General features: G+C 61.3%; 18 protein-coding genes and 1 pseudogene. 12 read left to right on the forward strand and 7 right to left on the reverse strand.

Going from position 1 to position 18379, the window contains the following annotated elements:
- Window positions 1-71: 71 nt before the first annotated feature.
- Both clpS and clpA read left to right on the forward strand, forming a co-directional pair.
- Window positions 72-401 (forward strand): ATP-dependent Clp protease adapter ClpS, encoded by a 330-nt coding sequence (gene clpS / locus NKI21_RS12620; protein WP_023812950.1) that lies wholly within the window; start codon window positions 72-74, stop codon window positions 399-401.
- A 6-nt stretch (window positions 402-407) separates the two neighbouring features.
- Window positions 408-2876 carry an ATP-dependent Clp protease ATP-binding subunit ClpA gene (gene clpA / locus NKI21_RS12625; RefSeq protein ID WP_023812949.1) on the forward strand — a complete coding sequence of 823 codons (2469 nt, stop codon included), beginning with the start codon at window positions 408-410 and terminating at the stop codon, window positions 2874-2876.
- Window positions 2877-2934: 58 nt separating this feature from the next.
- On the opposite strand, the gene NKI21_RS12630 is transcribed toward clpA, so the two are convergent.
- A protein-coding gene (locus tag NKI21_RS12630; protein ID WP_502895240.1) for an IS3 family transposase occupies window positions 2935-4289 on the reverse strand; the annotation gives its coding sequence in 2 pieces (ribosomal slippage) (window positions 2935-3824 and window positions 3824-4289; 1356 coding nt in all).
- A 79-nt stretch (window positions 4290-4368) separates the two neighbouring features.
- Between NKI21_RS12630 and NKI21_RS12635 the strand changes: the two are divergent.
- Window positions 4369-4987, forward strand: a pseudogene (locus tag NKI21_RS12635) (chloramphenicol phosphotransferase CPT family protein).
- Between the two features lie 52 nt (window positions 4988-5039).
- Here NKI21_RS12635 and NKI21_RS12640 read toward each other — a convergent pair.
- From NKI21_RS12640 to NKI21_RS12660, 5 genes are all read right to left on the reverse strand, one after another.
- Window positions 5040-6182 (reverse strand): phosphatase PAP2 family protein, encoded by a 1143-nt coding sequence (locus NKI21_RS12640; protein WP_352612296.1) that lies wholly within the window; start codon window positions 6180-6182, stop codon window positions 5040-5042.
- Between the two features lie 183 nt (window positions 6183-6365).
- A complete protein-coding gene (locus NKI21_RS12645; protein WP_352865792.1) occupies window positions 6366-6797 on the reverse strand; it encodes an HIT family protein in 432 nt (143 codons plus the stop codon).
- A 99-nt stretch (window positions 6798-6896) separates the two neighbouring features.
- Entirely contained in the window at window positions 6897-8111 is a 1215-nt protein-coding gene (locus NKI21_RS12650) for a GNAT family N-acetyltransferase (protein ID WP_352865795.1), read from the reverse strand.
- Window positions 8112-8161: 50 nt separating this feature from the next.
- Window positions 8162-8890, reverse strand: a complete 729-nt coding sequence (locus NKI21_RS12655) for a glycerophosphodiester phosphodiesterase (RefSeq protein ID WP_023812942.1) — start codon at window positions 8888-8890, stop codon at window positions 8162-8164.
- 14 nt (window positions 8891-8904) lie between these two features.
- Window positions 8905-9369: a RidA family protein gene (locus NKI21_RS12660; RefSeq protein ID WP_023812941.1), complete on the reverse strand. Its 465-nt coding sequence runs from the start codon at window positions 9367-9369 to the stop codon at window positions 8905-8907.
- Between the two features lie 138 nt (window positions 9370-9507).
- Between NKI21_RS12660 and NKI21_RS12665 the strand changes: the two genes are divergently transcribed.
- The 5 genes from NKI21_RS12665 (at window position 9508) to tsf (ending at window position 14091) form a co-directional block, all read left to right on the forward strand.
- A complete protein-coding gene (locus NKI21_RS12665; RefSeq protein WP_023812940.1) occupies window positions 9508-10335 on the forward strand; it encodes a cell envelope integrity EipB family protein in 828 nt (275 codons plus the stop codon).
- Window positions 10336-10448: 113 nt separating this feature from the next.
- Entirely contained in the window at window positions 10449-11747 is a 1299-nt protein-coding gene (locus NKI21_RS12670) for a lysophospholipid acyltransferase family protein (protein WP_352865798.1), read from the forward strand.
- Window positions 11748-11790: 43 nt separating this feature from the next.
- On the forward strand, window positions 11791-12069 hold the full coding sequence (locus tag NKI21_RS12675) for a DUF4031 domain-containing protein (RefSeq protein WP_023812938.1): 279 nt from the start codon (window positions 11791-11793) through the stop codon (window positions 12067-12069).
- A gap of 203 nt (window positions 12070-12272) precedes the next feature.
- The gene (gene rpsB / locus NKI21_RS12680) at window positions 12273-13061 is read left to right on the forward strand and encodes a 30S ribosomal protein S2 (RefSeq protein ID WP_023812937.1); all 789 of its coding nucleotides are present in this window, start codon (window positions 12273-12275) and stop codon (window positions 13059-13061) included.
- 109 nt (window positions 13062-13170) lie between these two features.
- A complete protein-coding gene (gene tsf, locus NKI21_RS12685; RefSeq protein ID WP_023812936.1) occupies window positions 13171-14091 on the forward strand; it encodes a translation elongation factor Ts in 921 nt (306 codons plus the stop codon).
- Between the two features lie 21 nt (window positions 14092-14112).
- On the opposite strand, the gene NKI21_RS12690 is transcribed toward tsf, so the two are convergent.
- Entirely contained in the window at window positions 14113-15039 is a 927-nt protein-coding gene (locus NKI21_RS12690) for a LysR family transcriptional regulator (RefSeq protein ID WP_127295546.1), read from the reverse strand.
- A 116-nt stretch (window positions 15040-15155) separates the two neighbouring features.
- Here NKI21_RS12690 and NKI21_RS12695 point away from each other — a divergent pair, with 116 nt between their 5' ends.
- The 4 genes from NKI21_RS12695 to frr all read left to right on the forward strand — a co-directional run bounded on the left by NKI21_RS12695 (window position 15156) and on the right by frr (window position 18352).
- Window positions 15156-15683 (forward strand): nuclear transport factor 2 family protein, encoded by a 528-nt coding sequence (locus tag NKI21_RS12695; protein WP_128303617.1) that lies wholly within the window; start codon window positions 15156-15158, stop codon window positions 15681-15683.
- A 38-nt stretch (window positions 15684-15721) separates the two neighbouring features.
- The gene (locus tag NKI21_RS12700; protein ID WP_352442394.1) at window positions 15722-16828 is read left to right on the forward strand and encodes an aldo/keto reductase; all 1107 of its coding nucleotides are present in this window, start codon (window positions 15722-15724) and stop codon (window positions 16826-16828) included.
- Between the two features lie 147 nt (window positions 16829-16975).
- A complete protein-coding gene (gene pyrH / locus NKI21_RS12705; protein WP_013531760.1) occupies window positions 16976-17698 on the forward strand; it encodes a UMP kinase in 723 nt (240 codons plus the stop codon).
- Between the two features lie 99 nt (window positions 17699-17797).
- A complete protein-coding gene (frr, locus tag NKI21_RS12710) occupies window positions 17798-18352 on the forward strand; it encodes a ribosome recycling factor (protein WP_023812931.1) in 555 nt (184 codons plus the stop codon).
- Window positions 18353-18379: the final 27 nt, after the last annotated feature.

The raw sequence follows: 18379 nt of genomic DNA on the forward strand, positions 1-18379 counted from the left end.
CTCGCATGGGGAATCGAAAGAGGCAGGAATACGTGACGATCGGTTTGACTGCCACGAGACGAGTGGTGCGGATGCAAGACGGCGACGGTAACGGCAATGGGGCCGGCCGTGGGACGGCCGTCATCACGCGCACCAAAACCAAGACCAAGAAGCCCAGCCTTTATCGGGTCCTCATCCTCAACGACGACTACACTCCGATGGAGTTCGTGGTTCACGTGCTGGAGCGTTTTTTCCAGAAGGATCGCGAAGCCGCCACACGCATCATGCTTCATGTTCACAATCATGGAGTGGGCGAGTGCGGGGTCTATACATTCGAGGTGGCCGAGACCAAAGTGTCCCAGGTCATGGATTTCGCCCGACAGAATCAGCATCCGCTGCAATGCGTGATGGAGAAGAAGTGAGGTAACATGCCGGCTTTCTCCCAAGGCCTGGAAAAGGCGCTTCACCAGGCGCTGACGCTCGCCAATGAGCGGCACCATGAATATGCAACCCTAGAACATCTGCTGCTCGCGCTCATCGACGACACCGAGGCGGCCGCCGTCATGCGCGCCTGCAATGTCGATCTCGATGAGCTCAAGCACACGGTTCTCACCTATATCGACACCGAGCTCGACAACCTCGTCACCGGTTACGACGAGGACTCCAAGCCGACCGCCGGTTTCCAGCGCGTCATCCAGCGCGCGGTGATCCATGTGCAGTCGTCTGGCCGCGAGGAGGTTTCGGGCGCTAACGTCCTCGTCGCCATCTTCGCCGAGCGCGAGAGCCATGCCGCCTATTTCCTGCAGGAACAGCAGATGACCCGCTACGACGCGGTCAACTACATCTCGCACGGCATTGCCAAGCGTCCGGGCGCATCGGAGACACGCTCGCCGCGCGGTGCCGATGACGAGCAGGGCGGCCAGAACGGCGCCGAGCCACAAGAGGAAGGCGGCAAGAAGAAGCAGCAGCAGGATGCGCTGACGGCTTATTGCGTCAATCTCAACAACAAGGCCAAGGCCGGCAAGATCGACCCGCTGATCGGCCGCGAGTCCGAGATCAACCGCACCATTCAGGTGCTGTGCCGCCGCTCGAAGAACAACCCGCTCTATGTCGGTGATCCCGGCGTCGGCAAGACGGCGATCGCCGAGGGTCTGGCCAAGCGCATCGTCGAGGGCGACGTTCCCGAAGTGCTGCACAACGCCACCATCTTCGCGCTCGACATGGGCACGCTGCTCGCCGGCACGCGCTATCGCGGCGATTTCGAGGAACGGCTGAAGCAGGTCGTCAAGGAACTCGAGGACTATCCCGGTGCCGTGCTGTTCATCGACGAGATCCATACGGTCATCGGCGCAGGGGCTACTTCAGGCGGCGCCATGGATGCGTCCAACCTGTTGAAGCCGGCGCTGTCATCGGGTGCGATCCGCTGCATCGGCTCGACCACCTACAAGGAATTCCGCCAGTTCTTCGAGAAGGACCGTGCTTTGGTGCGGCGCTTCCAGAAGATCGACGTCAACGAACCGACCATCGCGGACGCCATCGAGATCATGAAGGGCCTCAAGCCCTATTATGAGGAGTTCCACAAGGTGAAGTTCACCAACGAGGCGATCAAGGCCTCGGTGGAGCTGTCGGCACGTTACATCAACGACCGCAAGCTGCCGGACAAGGCGATCGACGTGATCGACGAGACCGGCGCCTCGCAGATGCTGGTTCCGGAAGCCAAGCGCAAGAAGACGATCGGCATCAAGGAGATCGAGGCGACGATCGCCACCATGGCCCGCATCCCGCCGAAGACGGTTTCGGCCGATGACGAGAAGGTGCTGCAGGGTCTCGATATCGAGCTGAAGCGCGTCGTTTATGGCCAGGACACCGCGATCACCGCGTTGACCTCGGCGATCAAGCTGGCGCGTGCCGGCCTGCGCGAACCGGAGAAGCCGATCGGCTCCTACCTGTTCTCCGGCCCGACCGGCGTCGGCAAGACCGAAGTGGCCAAGCAGTTGGCCGCGTCGCTCGGCGTCGAGCTGATCCGCTTCGACATGTCGGAATATATGGAACGCCACACCGTCTCGCGGCTGATCGGCGCTCCTCCCGGCTATGTCGGCTTCGACCAGGGCGGTCTTCTGACGGACGGCGTCGACCAGCATCCGCATTGCGTGCTGTTGCTCGATGAGGTCGAGAAGGCGCATCCGGACCTGTTCAACATCCTGTTGCAGGTTATGGACCATGGCAAGCTGACCGACCACAATGGCAAGCAGATCGACTTCCGCAATGTGATCCTGATCATGACCACCAATGCGGGCGCGTCGGATGCGCAGCGCGCGGCGATCGGCTTCGGCTCGACCAAGCGCGAAGGCGACGATGTCGAGGCGATCAACCGGCTGTTCACGCCGGAATTCCGCAACCGTCTCGATGCGATCATCCCGTTCGGCTCGTTGCCGGTGCCGGTCATTCATCAGGTGGTGCAGAAGTTCGTCATGCAGCTCGAGGCCCAGCTTTCCGAGCGTGGCGTCACCTTCGACCTGTCGGCGGATGCGATCGCCTGGCTCGCCGACAAGGGCTATGATGAGCGCATGGGAGCGCGGCCGCTCGGCCGTGTGATCCAGGAGCACATCAAAAAGCCGTTGGCCGACGAGGTGCTGTTCGGCAAGCTCAAGAAGGGCGGCACGGTGCGTGTCACCGTCGAGAAGAAGGAAACCGGCGAGACCGGCCTGAAGCTCGAATCACTCGCCGACGAGGCGCCGGTGAAGCCGAAGAAGGAAGAGCCGGAAGAAACAACGAAGCCCAGAAAGGCCGTGACGAAAAAGCCCGCGGCCAAGAAGCTGGTGGCGCAGAAGCCCGAAGCCAAGGGCAAGGACGGCGGCAAGCGCAGCCTCGTGCCGCAACTGCCCCGAAAGAACTGACCTTGACGAAAGTCGAAAAAAGCCCCGGAAATGAACTGACCCCATAAAGTTGGACGGTTCATTGAGTTGGTAGGTTTAAGGGCTGGTTCCTGTATTGCACAGGGGCCAGCCCTTTCAGTTTCAGTTTGATGCGGCGGTGGTTGTAATAGTCGATGTAGTCCGTGATGGCGTCGTCCAGGCTTTGAACGGTGTCGAAGGTTCCGGGATGGAAGAGCTCGGATTTGAGGATGGCAAAGAAGCTCTCCATTGGGGCGTTGTCGAGGCAATTGCCTTTGCGTGACATGCTCTGTTGGAGGCCTCTGGCTTCCAGCCTGCGTTGGAATGCCGACATCTGATACTGCCATCCCTGATCGGAATGCAGGATCGGCCTTTCGTTCTCACCAAGCCGGGCGAGGGCTTTGGTCAGCATATTGTCCACCATTTTGAAGCGTGGCCGCCGCGCCGTCTCGAACGCGACGATCTCGCCATTGTAGAGATCCATGACCGGGGACAGATAGAGCTTGTCGCCGGCCAGGCTGAACTCCGTCACGTCGGTCACCCATTTGCGGTTGGCGCGGTCGGCGCCGAACTTGCGCTGCAACAGATCGGGAGCGGTCCGCCCAGCCTCGCCCCTGTAGGAGCGATACTTCTTCGGCCTGACCAGCGACTTCAATCCCATCCCGGCCATCAGGCTCTGGACGGTCTTGTGGTTGACGCGCCGGCCCAACCGGTGCAGTTGCGCAGTCACCCGGCGATAGCCGTAGCGACCCTTGTGGCTGTCGAAGATGGCCTTGATCGCCGCCTTCAGCGCCGCATGGCGGTCCGAGCGCTTCGCTGCTTTCTGTCTGTAATAGAACGTGCTGCGCGCAAGCTTCGCCAGCTCGAGCAGCCCCTCAAGCGAATGCAACGGCCTTAACGCCTGGACGGCTTGCGCTTTTTGAGCGCATGTCCCTGCGTTAAGGCCTCTAGTTTTTTTAGGTAGTCGTTCTCCATCCGCAGATGCTTCAGCTCAGCCAGCAGTTCTTCGCGGCTTTTGGCCTCGTCACTGGCTGCAACAGGCACTGCGGGGGACGGCGGCTTTGACATGGGTCGTCCTCTGGGACGTGGGCCGAGCGCCTCTATCCCGCCCGCATGATAGCGCTTCTCCCAGCCCGTCAGGCAACTGGCATTGCGGATATTGAACAATGCAGCCGTCTGCCGATACGACAGACCTTCCTCCCACATTCGCTCAAGCACCGACAGCCTGAACGCCGCGTCGTAACGACCGTACTTACCAGATAGCCCGGCATCGCCATGCGCCTGGTACAACGCAACCCACTTGCGAACAGTGGCCGCATCAACGCCATGCATCGACGCCGCACTCGCGCAGCTCTCATCCCCGCCTAAATAGCTATCGACAACCGAGCGCTTGAAACTCTCGCTGTATTTGGACATGCAAAACCCCCGAAGGTTGTGTCCAACTTTCGGGGGGTCAGTTCAAAACGGGGCTTTTTTCATTGGAGCGGGAGGACGCATGGCCGGGCAGATCATTATCCTGAACGGCGCGCCGCGATCGGGAAAATCAAGCATCGCGAGGGCTATTCAGGAGAGCTTCGACGGCGTCTGGCTCAATCTCGGCGTCGACGTCTACGAGCAGGCCACGCCGGCACGCTATCGGCCTGGGATTGCGGCCTGGCGGCGAGCGTCCGGACCTTGAGGGCCTCGTGCCCGGATTATACGCCGCGCTCTACGAATCGATAGCCGCTCATAGCCGGTTGGAGCTGAATGTCGTTGCGGATGTCGGCCATCACGATGCCTATTCGAAACCGCTCCACATCCTGGCCGATTGCGCTCGCCGGCTTGTAGGTCTGCCGGTGCTGTTTGTCGGTGTTCGCTGCCCGCTGGAAATCATCATGGAAAGGCGTGCGGCCAGCGCGGCAGACAAGGGATATGTAACCGGCTCGCCCGATGATCCCGTCCCGCTGCCCGTGCGTCTGTGGCAAGAAGAAGTCCACCGCCCAGGCGTGTACGATCTGGAAGTCGACACCTCGCTCCTCAGCCCTGGGCAATGCGCGGATACGATCGCAGAGCAGCTTAGCACCGTATCCAACAGCGTTTCAGAAACTATTCAACCCATCCAGCGCGGCCCTTGAGCCGTTTTGACCGGCATGGCCGCCGCAGGCGGGTTCGTCCAGATCGGCGAATTTACAGCCCGCATACGGCCGGCGATTGCATGGTGGAGCTCTCGATTTCAGCGGCCATGCGGTCCGACGCGAAACGTGTCACCAAATATCCGCACGCCTTCCAGATCGCGATCATCAGGAATGCACCCGCATAGCCATCCACGGCATAGTGCCAGCCAAGTACGACGGAACCGACCATAATGACGCCGGCGAATAACCACATCACAAGACCGGCCAGCCGAGACCGCCGTGTTGCGTAGAGGGCGAACAGCACCGCCATCGCAACGTGCAGGGATGGGAAGGCGGATATACCGACGCTGCCGGTAGTTGCGCCGGTATAGCCACTCCACAGCATATCCTGCGTGCTGAGCGCCCAGATCGGATAGACGCGATCGGCAACGGCAAGTGCTTGCATGAGGGGGTGAAAGTCGTTGCCGAACCCCAATCGCTCGTAAAAGCAAGGGCCAGCCGACGACAGGCCCATCGCGAGGAAGAAGCCACCCAGCGTCCACATCGTCATGAAGCTCATCAGGAACTGGTGACGCAGCTTCGTATCCTTGCGTGTGATGCACACGGTGAAAACCGTGGTGATGAGCACGACGAACCAGAAATTGTACGCGATGTTGATGATCTTCAACGCAAGCGGCGACTGGACGACAAACCACAACCATTCGTGCGGGGCTCGACCGAAATGCAGGATGCGATCGGCGTGAGCCAATGCTTTGTCCCATGCAAACGGAGAGAGGATTGCAATGGCTCCCTTCAACACACCGATCGCGGATATGAAGGCAAGACCTGCACCCAGGCCATTCAGGCTGTTGGCAATGCGTTCGGCATCGCCAAAGAATCTACCCAGTGACTTGAGGAAGGTGTGCAGCGGTTCGGTATCCCGCTGGACCAGCGCAAGGTGGAAAAGCGTCCCAAGTGCAAGGGCTGAGCCGCAAATCCAGAAGGCGATGAAAAGATACTCGGCGTATTCCTCCAGAACGCCGAAATCCGGCATGTTTCCAGTGTGCCACCCGACTGCGCTTGCCAGAAGCAGCGCAGCGGCAGCCATAGCGTGCAGCAGCCGGTGTCGCCAAAAGGCATCCGCCAAGATACCAAGAAAAGCACGTCCGAAAATTGCCCCCGTCAGCGGGGCCGATGCCGCAACCGAATCTTCCATGGTTTTGAAGCCCCACAGCTCGCCACGCCGTTACTGTTTTACCGTGAGACGGTTCAATATTTCCTAATCAGACGATTAGAGTTGCAAACGGTTGAGTCCCGGCGCCGGCACGGCCGGGCACTAGAATCGTCTTCTCGGCTAAACGGCGCTACCCGGTCCGCCACATCGGCTGACCTCTCGCTCTCAATTTTTGAGCGCAGTCCGGATCTTTTCGGCATTTTCGGTCAGCACCTCCGGCTTCTCCATTCCTCCCGTGTGCGACTTCAGCGGGATGCCGTCGAAGCGCGGAATGACATGTACATGCAGATGATAGACGGTTTGCCCCGATGCCGGCTCATTGAACTGCATGATGGTGACGCCGTCGGCGCCAAAGGCCTTTTTCACCGCCAGCGCCACTTTCTGAACGACGTTCAAGAGATGGCCGAAAATTGACGGGTCGGCGTCGAGCAGGTTGCGCGATGGCGCCTTCGGCACCACCAGCGTATGGCCTGGCCCCTGCGGCATCACATCCATGAAGGCGATCACCGCTTCGTCCTCGTAGACGCGGTGCGAAGGAATTTCGCCGCGCAGGATCTTGGCGAAGATGTTGTCGGTATCGTAGGCGGCCTCTGTCATGGTGAACGCTCCGGATTGTGCCTTTCGTGTAGCGAAACGGTGGAAAATCGGCAAGACGATCGGACGAAGTCGGCCCTGCTCGTCAAGGCAGCCCTGTTGCTACTCCTCCAGATCCTTGCGGAACGGGGTGTGCTCTTCCAGATATTCGCTCATCCGCTCCACCTCCTGCCGTTCGCGCCGGAGGTAGTCGGCGACGGCATTGCGCAGGCCTGGGTGTGCAATGTAGTGCGCGGAATGCATGGTCACCGGCCGGTAGCCGCGCGCCAGCTTGTGCTCGCCCTGCGCGCCTGCCTCGACAACCTTCAGCTTGCGTTCGATGGAGAAGTCGATCGCCTGGTGATAGCAGACCTCGAAATGCAGGAAAGGGTGGTCCTCGATGCAGCCCCAGTTGCGGCCATAGAGTGCGTCGGAGCCGATGAAATTGATGGCGCCGGCGATATAGCGCCCATTGCGCCTGGCCATCACCAGCAGGATGTCGTCGGCCATGCGTTCGCCGATCAACGAGAAGAATTGACGGTTGAGATAGGGCCGACCCCATTTGCGGCTGCCGGTGTCCATGTAGAAGGCGAAGAAATCGTCCCAGGCCTTCTCCGTGAGGTCCTTGCCGGTCAGCCGGTCGATCGAAATGCCTGGGGCAAGCGCTTCACGCCTTTCCTTCTTCATCGCCTTTCGCTTGCGCGAGGCAAGGGTGGCGAGGAAGTCGTCATAGGTCGAAAAGCCTTCGTTGAAGAAATGGAATTGCTGGTCGGTGCGGTGCAGGAAACCGGCCGCTTCCAGCACCTCCACATCGCTCTCTTGCGCGAAGGTGACATGCGCGGAAGAGACGCCGAGTTTTTGCGTCACTGCCTTCAGGCCCGCCGCGAGACCGGCCTTCACTTTGGCGCTGTCCTCGCCTTTGCTGACCAGCAGGCGAGGGCCGGTGACCGGGGAGAACGGCACGGCACTTTGCAGTTTGGGATAGTAACGGCCGCCGGCGCGCTCGAAGGCATCCGACCAGCCATGATCGAACACATATTCGCCCTGGCTGTGCGATTTGAGATAACAGGGCACCGCGCCCAGCAATCTGCCTTGCCCGTCCTCCAGCCTGAGGTGATGGCCCTGCCAGCCGGTACGCCGCACGGCGCATCCAGAATCTTCGAGCGCACTTAGAAAAGCGAAGGAAACCAAAGGATTGTAACTGGTTTCTGAATCTCCGCGCGCAGTTCCGGCAAAGCCGTTCCATTCATCACAGGTGAAGGCGCCGATGCCGGCGGCGACGCGGATCGAATAGTCCGCATTGGCCGTTTGTCCGTCACCCTCGTCGCCCTGATCCATGAGGCTTATTTAAGCTCCGTCCGGCCTGGTACAAGTCACGTTTCAGACACTCAGGCGACTTTGACCAGATCGGGTTCGAACCCTTCGAACGTCATCTGGTCGGCATATCTGAAGGTCAGGTCGACCGCCGGCTGGTCATGCACCGTCCAGGTGATAACAGGCATTTTCAGCCTTTCACGCACGAAGCTGACAAATGGGTTCGGCAGGTCGCCGGCGGCGTAGGAGGTGAAGGCGATCTCATGCGCCAGCATGGCGAAATGCGCCTCGATCAACCCGACGTCCTTGCCGTAGGCGGTGAGCCCCCCTGGGATACCCGGCGCGTCCTTCGGAAAATCGCGGACCAGCCAGTGGTCGAACGACATGATCGCCGCTTTGCCCTTGTAGCGCTTGAGCATCTTGCCGACGCTTGCCACCAGGCCTTCGTCATAGCCGGGCGTGCCTTTCAACTCGACCACCAATGGCACGCGGCCGTTCACCAGGTCGAGCGCTTCCTGCAGCGTCGGCACATGGTCCGCCGTGCCACCGACCCTGAGCGCCGCGAGTTCAGCTGCGGTACGCTGCCAGACGAAACCATCCTGGCCGGTCAGGCGCTTGAGATCGCCGTCATGGATGATGACGGGAACACGGTCGGACGACAGGTGCACGTCGCATTCGATGGCATAGCCGCGCTCGGCGGCCGCGGCGAAGGCCGACAGCGTGTTTTCCCAGCGCGTCTTGTTCATGTCGTGGAAGCCGCGATGGGCGACGGGCCGGGCGGTCAGCCAGGATAGGTCGGTCATATCTGTCCCCTGGCTCATTCGATTTCGAAGACGGCTTCGATTTCCACTGCGGCATTAAGCGGCAGGCAGGCGGTGCCGACGGCGGAGCGCGCATGCTTGCCACGTTCGCCAAGGGCCGCCACCAGGAAATCGGAGGCGCCGTTGGCAACCAGATGCTGCTCGACGAACTCAGGTGCCGAGGCGACGAAAACGGTGATCTTCACCAGACGGCTAATCTTCTCGAGGTCGCCGAGTGCTGCCTTGGCCTGTGCCAGGATGTTGATCGCGCAGTATTTTGCCGCGTCCTTGCCGCCTGCCGTATCCAGATCGCGACCTAACAGCCCGCTCGCCTGCAGCTTGCCGTCCTTGAGCGGCAATTGCCCGGCGGTGAACAGCAGATTGCCGGTCCGGCAATAGGGCACGTAGTTGGCGGCGGGCGCGGCGGCGACGGGAAGCGTCACACCCAGATCGCTTAGCCGCTTTTCGATTGTTTCACTCATGGTATTTCCCTATTGCTTGGTGACGCCGCGCCGGCCGGGCCGAAATTGCTATTTTTGCCTCGCTTCCGCCACGACTTTTTTTAAGCTGGACCATCTTTCCCTGCGGCCTGCCATCAGTCGCGACGATCGGAGTACCTCATGCGCGCAACGCGCCTCGCATTCCATGCCGTCCTGTTGTCGGGAGCCCTCTCGATAGGCCCTGCCTTTGCCGCGCCGGCGCTGCAAGCCCACCGCGCCGTCTACGATCTTACCCTGAAAAAGGCTTCCGATCAGTCCGGCATCACGGGCATATCCGGCCGCATGGTCTATGAGTTCAATGGCTCGGCCTGCGAAGGCTATACGGTGAAATTCCGCTTCGTCACCCAGATCGTCACCGCCGACAACACCAGGTTGACCGACCAGCAGACGACCACTTTCGAGGACGCCGAAGGCAAGACTTTTTCGTTCGTGACAAAATCCTTCGTCGACCAGAACCTCGACAAGGAGGTCAAGGGCATCGCCACGAAAGAGACCAAGGGCCTGAAGGTCGACATCGACAAGCCTGAAAAGAACAGCGTCGAGCTGGCGACAACCCAATTTCCGACCCAGCACCTGGTCGAGCTGATCGGCAAGGCCGAAAAAGGCGAGAATTTTTACGAAACGAACCTGTTCGACGGTTCCGAAGACGCCAACAAGGTGATGACCACCACTGTCGTGGTCGGCAAGAAAACCGATGCCGACAAGGCCGACCCGGAAGCTTCGGCACTGGCAAAGCTCGCCACGGACAAATACTGGCCGGTCGACATCGCCTATTTCGACGACACCAACAAGACGGGCGAAGAGGTGCCGGAATACCGTATCAGCTTCAAGCTGCATGAGAACGGCATCACCCGCGATCTCGTCATGGACTATGGCGACTTCTCGATGACCGGCAAGCTGGTCAACCTGTCGCTGTTCGACCAGACGAAACCCTGCCCCGCCAAATAGTGCCGGTCTAGGCAGTTGATTTACCACGACACGGCGTGGTCGTTGCGATCGACTTGAACGTGCCGCAATCGTCTCTCAACCTCTCCCAGCGTCCAGGCGCGAGGGGGATCAGCTTGAGCAGGATCGATACATTCGTCGCGCCGCGGCCCAACCCGGCACTGATCAGGGCCATGACATCCGTCAACCGGATCGTCATGCTGCGCGGCATTCCCGGATTTCGGGATCTGTTGCCGTTCAATCGCCTGGCCGGTCTTCGCGGCGTCGCCAATGTCCGCCATATCGACTTTCCCGACGCCGATCTTGAGCGGCTGAAGGCCAGTTGCGGGGCAGGGAAGGCGACCTTCATCACGCCCAATCATCCCGAGTTCTTCACCGACTGGATGATCGACAAGGAGATTGTGTCGCAGGTCAGCCCGCTCACGGCCTCATGGGCAACCAATGGTGTCGTCAACGGCCTTGGCCGGCTGATGCAGAAGTTCTGGCTGGCCAACAATCTGATCGCCCAGATTCCGGGCAACAGCGGGGCAGCCAAGGAACACTCCGTCGCCTGGGCCTTGAAAGGCCATGGCGTGCTGCTGCATCCCGAAGGCGGCGTTGGCTGGCATGCCAACATCGTTGCGCCTTTGCTGCCGGGTGCCGTCGAGATGGGGCTCGAGGCCCTCAAGCGCGGCCGGGCCACGGATCCGGATTTCAAGGTCTGGATCGCGCCAGTCGTCTGGAAGCTGGCCTTCACCGGGAATGTCGAAGCGGCGCTGGCGAAGGAATGCGCCTATGTCGAGAAAAGCCTGAAAATAGAACGCCTTGCGACCGACACGCTGCCGCAGCGCATCCACCATGTCTATTCGACGCTGCTGGCCCGCGATGAAGCAGCATCGGGCATGCCATCCGACGAAGGCGCAACCTATACCGAGCGTCAGCAGGCATTGGTTGCTGAACTCGGCCGCCGACTCGGCGAAAGCATCTCGCCCGACACTGATGTCACCGACGCAACCGAACTTCTGCGGCGGGCGCGTCGTTGGCAGCGCGAAAACAGTGGCGATGCGGAAGGCCGAAAGCAGGTCCGCGCGCTCGCCGACACGATTCAGAGGCTGCAACGCGTCGGGCCCTGGGCCGCGGCCAACCCGCGCATCAGCCTGGAAGAGATCGCCGAACATCTGAAGCGGGTCCGCAACGACTATTGCCGGGGCGGACTGCGTGACACGATCAACCGGTTCATTCCGCAGCCGGCCGGACCGCGTTGCGCCCATATCCGGGCGCCGGAGGCGCTGGGCCTGCATGAGTATGCCGGCTCGATCGACGATGCGGTTGCCGAGTTGCATCGTCGCATGCAGGACACAATGACCAGCACCGTGGCTGAAGTCGAGGCCGGCGGCGGCTTCATTTTCTATCCGAATCCCTTCTATCATCGCTAGACGAGTGCCTGTCGGCGCAAGATGAAGGAATACGGCAAGCCTCATGGCAGTCTATGTCGACGCAGCGATCTGGAACTGGGCCGGCCATCGCTGGTGCCATCTGTTGGCCGACGACACCGACGAGTTGCATCGCTTTGCCGCCCGGCTCGGCGTCAAGCGTTCATCGTACCAGGGACCGCCCAAGACTTCGGCGCCGCATTATGACATAACGGGCTTCGAGCGTGATCGTGCGGTGCGGCTCGGCGCTATCGAATGCAGCCGCGAGGAGATCGTCGCGGTCTTCCGGCGGGTGCGGGTGCCGAACGGCAAGGTCAAGCGCTGACAGCAGGGCGCGGATCGTCGCACGCAACACCACGGATCCTGCGGCGCTTGCGTTTATCGCGCATCCCCTCTATATGCGCGCTCATTCCACACACGGACTTTGGTGTCTGCCCGGGAGAAATCCGGCTGAAACCTCCGGTGGCGTTCGAGGACAAAGTCCAAAAATGCCTGTGTCCGTGGAGGCTAACCGGAAAGGAACTTTGAATGGCACTGCCTGATTTCAGCATGCGCCAGCTTTTAGAAGCTGGCATTCACTTCGGCCACCAGACCCACCGCTGGAACCCGAAGATGGCGCCCTACATCTATGGCGCCCGCAACAACATCCACATCATCGACCTGTCGCAGACGGTGCCTTTGCTGCACCAGGCGCTGAAGCAGGTTTCCGACACCGTTGCCAAAGGTGGCCGCGTGCTGTTCGTCGGCACCAAGCGCCAGGCCTCCGACATCGTCGCCGATGCGGCACAGCGTTCGGCTCAGTATTATGTCAACTCGCGTTGGCTCGGCGGCATGCTGACCAACTGGAAGACGATCTCGAACTCGATCCAGCGCCTGCGCAAGCTCGACGAGATGCTGGCCGGCGAAGCGCAAGGGTTGACCAAGAAGGAACGCCTCAACCTCGACCGCGAGCGCGAGAAGCTCGACAAGGCGCTGGGCGGCATCAAGGACATGGGCTCGACGCCCGACCTGATGTTCGTGATCGACACCAACAAGGAAGCGATCGCCATCCTCGAGGCCAAGCGCCTCGGCATCCCGGTCGTCGCCATCATCGATTCGAACTGCGATCCGGACAAGATCGACTTCCCGATCCCCGGCAATGACGACGCGGCCCGTGCCATCCAGCTCTATTGCGACCTGATCGCCAAGGCTGCGATCGACGGCATCGCCCGCCAGCAGGGCGCGCTCGGCGTCGACATCGGCGCTTCGGTCGAAGCTCCGGTCGAACCCGCGCTCGACCCGGCTCCGGCCCCGGCGTCGGAAGCTCCCGAAGCTTGATAATCGAAGGCCGGTTGCGGCCTTCATCTTTCTCATATTCTGGCACGCTAAACAGACGCACCATCGAATACCGATGGTGCGTCGGTGCATTTAAAACAAAGAGGCGACAATGAGCATTTCGGCTGCACAGGTCAAAGAACTCCGCGACTTGACCGGCGCGGGCATGATGGATTGCAAGGCCGCGTTGACCGAGACCAACGGCAACATGGAAGAGGCCGTCGACTGGCTGCGCAAGAAGGGTATCTCCAAGGCCGACAAGAAGGCTGGCCGCACCGCGGCTGAAGGTCTGATCGGCGTCGACAATGGCGTGCGCGAAGCTGCCGTCGTGGAAGTCAATTCCGAGACCGACTTCGTGGCCCGCAACGCCGCGTTTCAGGAAATCGTCGCCAACGTTGCCAAGGTTGCGCTGGCCTATGGCACGACGGAGGCTGTGGCCGCCGCAAAGTATCCGGGGTCCGACAAGTCGGTTGCCGACACCATCAAGGACGCTGTCGGCACCATCGGCGAAAACATGGGCTTCCGCCGCTCGGCCAAGCTCACCGTTCCGCACGGCGCTGTCGCTACCTACGTTCACAACGCGGTTGCCGACGGCCTTGGCAAACTCGGCGTGCTGGTCGCGATCGAGACCACGGGCAATGAGCATGCCGCCAACGCCTTTGGCCGCCAGGTGGCGATGCATGTTGCCGCCACCAACCCTCTGGCGCTGACGGCAGAGCAGATCGATCCGGCCGCGGTCGAACGCGAGAAGGCGATCTTCTCCGACCAGGCGCGCCAGTCCGGCAAGCCGGAAGCGATCATCGAGAAGATGGTCGAGGGCCGTCTGCGCAAGTTCTACGAGGAAGTCGTGCTCCTGAAGCAGGCCTTCGTGCTCAATCCCGACATCACTGTCGAGAAGGCGCTGAAGGATGCCGAGAAGGAGATTGGTGCGCCGGCCAAGATCACCGCCTACCTGCGCTTTGCGCTGGGCGAGGGCATCGAGAAGGAAGAGACCGATTTCGCCGCGGAAGTCGCTGCAGCGGTCAAGAAATAGCCCTTTCCAGGGCTCACGAACTCAGGCAACTCGGCCGGGTGTCCGCAAGGAGGCCCGGCCGATTTCTTGTGCGGTGTCGATAAAGGCCCTGAGCTTCGGCGCCATCGCCGCCCGGCGAGGGAAATAGAGGAATAGCCCCGGTTCCTCGATCGCCGTCTGCGGCAGCACCTGGACGAGGCGGCCCGCGGCAAGATCGGCGCGCGCCAGCGGCTCGAACACATAGGCAAGCCCGACGCCTGCAAGCGCAAGATCGATTGCTGCGAGCGAATCCGTCACGACAACGCTGCCCCGCGTCTCCATGGCGATGTCCTTGCCATCCTCGATCAAATCCCAGCGATAGAGCGCACCGGAGCGGACGAGCCGGTAGCCGATACAATTGTGGTTCGCCAGGTCGGCAACGCCGCCGGGACGGCCGTGCCTTCCGATATAGGCGGGCGAGGCGACGATGACGACGGAGAATGGCGGCGTCAGCCGGACCGCAACCATGTCCTGAGCGATCATCTCGCCAAGCCGGACGCCGGCATCGAAGCCTTCGCCGACGATATCAACCAGACCCTGGTCAGCGAAGACCTCGACCGTAACCTCCGGATAGCGCTCGGCCATCGCCGCGACCACCGGCGTCACCGCCAATGGTATCGCTATGTTGGAGGCGTTGATCCTGAGCAGGCCAGACGGCCTGCCTTTGACGCTGCGGATGCGGTCCATCCGCTCGGCAATATCCTGGAGGGCCGGAGCCGCCGTTTCCACCAGCGCCTTGCCGGCCTCGGTGAGCGAAACGCTGCGCGTCGTGCGGGCGAACAAGGGCTGGCCGATCCGCTCTTCGACAATGCGCACCGCATGGCTGACCGCCGAAGGGCTCATGCCGAGTTCGGCGGCGGCAAGCGCGAAGCCGCCACGCCGGGCAACGGCGACCACGACCGGAAGATGGCTGAGCAGATCGCGATCCATTCATGAATGATATCGCATGGTCTTTGCGAACAATGCAACCTTATCGATGCCAAGGCGGTGGTCCACATTGTCGCCAACTCATCGGCGATCGGCTGATGGCACTGAGGAGACGAGACATGAACACGTTAAAGCACGTAACTTTCACGGCAGGCATGGCGTTGGCGCCGATGGATGCCGGTGGGGCGGAGCCATCAGACTGGCGGGCCCTTGCAGACGAACGCGCGGTCATTCGCATTGCCGATGCCATCGACCGGGCCGTTGACGCCCAGGACTGGAAACTTGCACGCGGCTATTTTGCGGATCGGATCACCGCCGACTTCAGCAGTCTCTCCGGACAGCCGGCGGCCAACATCGCTTCCGACGATCTGGTTGGCGCTTGGGCGGCCAACCTCAAGGGCAGCAAGACAAGCCTGCATCTGCGCACCAATCACCAGGTCGCTCTCAAGGCGGACACGGCGACTGTCCTGTCGAACGGCTATGCTTGGAACCGGATGGAAGGCAATGGCGACCCGCTTTGGGAGGTCTGGGGCACCTATGAGCATCACCTGACGCGTTTTGCGGATGGCTGGAAGGTCGATGGCTTCGCGTTCCACATGACACACGAGCGCGGCAATCCCTGGGTCAAGAACACTCCGGGCCAGTGACGCGCGGGGTATCTATCACCAAGCATTGGAAGACGATCATGACCATGACCTACTACACTCTTGGCAACAGCGGCCTTAGGGTCAGCCGACTGGCACTGGGCACGATGACTTTCGGCAAGGAATGGGGCTGGGGAGCCGACAGGGATACGGCGCGGGCGATTTTCGACGCCTATGTCGAGGCGGGCGGCAATGTGTTCGACACGGCGGATCTCTACACAGATGGCACGGCCGAAGCCTGGCTTGGTGAATTCATCGCCGAGCGCGGGCTGCGCGACACGGCGGTGATAGCCAGCAAGTTCACCATGAACATGCAGCCCGGCAATCCGAATGCTGGCGGCAACGGCCGCAAGAACATCATGCGGGCCGTCGATGCTTCGCTGAAACGGTTGGGGACCGACTATATCGATCTCTATCTCATGCATGTCTGGGACAGGCTGACCCCGGCTGAAGAGGTCATGCGCACGCTGGACGACCTGGTCCGGATGGGCAAGGTGCGCCATGTCGGCCTTTCCGATGTGCCCGCCTGGTATGCGGGCCGCGCACAGGCGATCGCCGAATTGCGAGGATATGAGCCGGTTTCGGCGCTACAGCTCGAATATTCGCTGGCCGAACGCGCGATCGAGAACGAGTTCGTGCCATTCGGCACGCGCCATGGCGCCGGCATCATGGTGTGGAGCCCGCTGGCCGGCGGTTTGCTGAGCGGCAAGTATCGACCGGCCCAGACCGGAAACGGCCGCCTCGACGGATTTCGCAACTCGACGCATCCGGGTTTCCAAAAGTTCACGCAACGCAACTGGGCTATCGTGGCCGAACTCGAGAAGGTCGCATCCGAGGTCGGCCGCAGCATGCCTCAGGTCGCGCTCAACTGGGTGGCCACGCAGCCGGGGATCGCAACCGTCATCCTCGGTGCGACGACGCTCAGCCAAATGCGTGACAATCTTGGCGCGCTGGATTTCGAGATTCCGAAAGCGCATCGCGACCGGCTGGAGAGAGCCAGCAGAACTCCAGCGCCGTTTCCCTATTCCTATTTCGGTTCGCAGATACAGGCGCGCGTTACCGGCGGCGCGACAACCGGCGACAAGCCCCCCAACTACGTGTCACCGGTGCTTATCGAAGGAGAGTCGGCCAGCGTGTCCACCAATTGATCAATGGGCAGGAAACCGGCAATTTGCCGTTTGGGCGCCGCGTGACATCGCGGCGCCCTTCGTGTATCGGAACGCCATTGTTTCGGATGGCGCGCCTGCGCCAGAGCAGCCACCCGGAACGCGCCACATGCAAATGAAGAGGCCCAGATGACGGTGAAGCCCCTCTACCGACGTGTCTTGCTGAAAGCGTCGGGCGAAGCACTGATGGGCGAGCAGCATTTCGGCATCGACGTTTCAGTAGTGGATCGCATCGCCGGCGACATCGCCGAGGCGCGTGCATTGGGCATCGAGGTCGGCGTCGTCATCGGCGGCGGCAACATCTTTCGCGGCGTGGCCGTTGCCTCCAAGGGCGGCGACCGTGTCACCGGCGACCACATGGGCATGCTTGCCACGGTGATCAACTCGCTGGCGCTGCGCACGTCGTTGAACAAGATCGGCGTCGACGCCGTGGTGCTTTCGGCGATCGCCATGCCCGAACTTTGCGAGAGCTTTTCGCAGCGCCAGGCGACCGCCTACATGAACCAGGGCAAGGTGGTGATCTTTGCCGGCGGCACCGGCAATCCATTCTTCACCACTGATTCGGCCGCAGCCCTTCGCGCCGCTGAAATCGGCGCCGACGCGCTGTTCAAGGGCACTCAGGTCGACGGCGTCTACTCGGCGGACCCGAAGAAGGACCCGAATGCGACGCGTTTCGAGCGCATCAGCCATGGCGAAGTCATAAATCGCGGCCTTTCCATCATGGATACCGCTGCGATTGCACTTGCGCGCGAAAACAACATTCCGATAATCGTCTATTCGATCCACGAAAAAGGTGGTTTCGGCGATATTCTGAGGGGCGGCGGCCGCTGCACGGTCGTCGCGGACGATTGATCGGCGGCCTGACCCGAAAAGGGAAGCCGGTTTTCGGAAGTTCGATTCGAAGACGGCCCCGAAGCAGTGAGCCCGCATTAGACGGTCGAGGAGATAAAGATGAGTGGTGAGTACGACGATCTCAAGCGGCGCATGGATGGGGCCATTGCCGCGTTCAAGCATGATCTGGCCTCGCTGCGGACCGGTCGCGCCTCCAGCAATCTGCTCGATGCGATCCAGGTGCAGGCCTACGGCACCACCATGCCGATCAATCAGGTCGCCAACGTCTCGGTGCCGGAGCCGCGCATGATCTCGGTATCGGTATGGGACAAGTCGATGGTTGGCGCGGTCGACCGCGCGATCCGCGAATCCAATTTGGGGTTCAACCCGATCGTAGACGGCACCAACCTCAGGATTCCACTTCCCGAACTTAACGAACAGCGCCGCAAGGAACTGGTCAAGATCTCGCACACCTACGCCGAGAACGCCCGTGTCGCCGCGCGCCATGTGCGCCGCGACGGCATGGACTTCCTGAAGAAGGCGGAGAAGGACGGCGACATCAGCGAAGACGATCAGCGCAAGCGCTCGGACCAGGTCCAGAAACTTACCGACGAGACGATCAGCAACATCGACCACCTGCTTTCCGATAAGGAAGCTGAAATCATGCAGGTTTAGGGTCATGGCCGCCGGCTGACCCGAAAG

It is taken from the genome of Mesorhizobium sp. M0715 (assembly GCF_040320355.1).
Classification (GTDB): domain Bacteria; phylum Pseudomonadota; class Alphaproteobacteria; order Rhizobiales; family Rhizobiaceae; genus Mesorhizobium.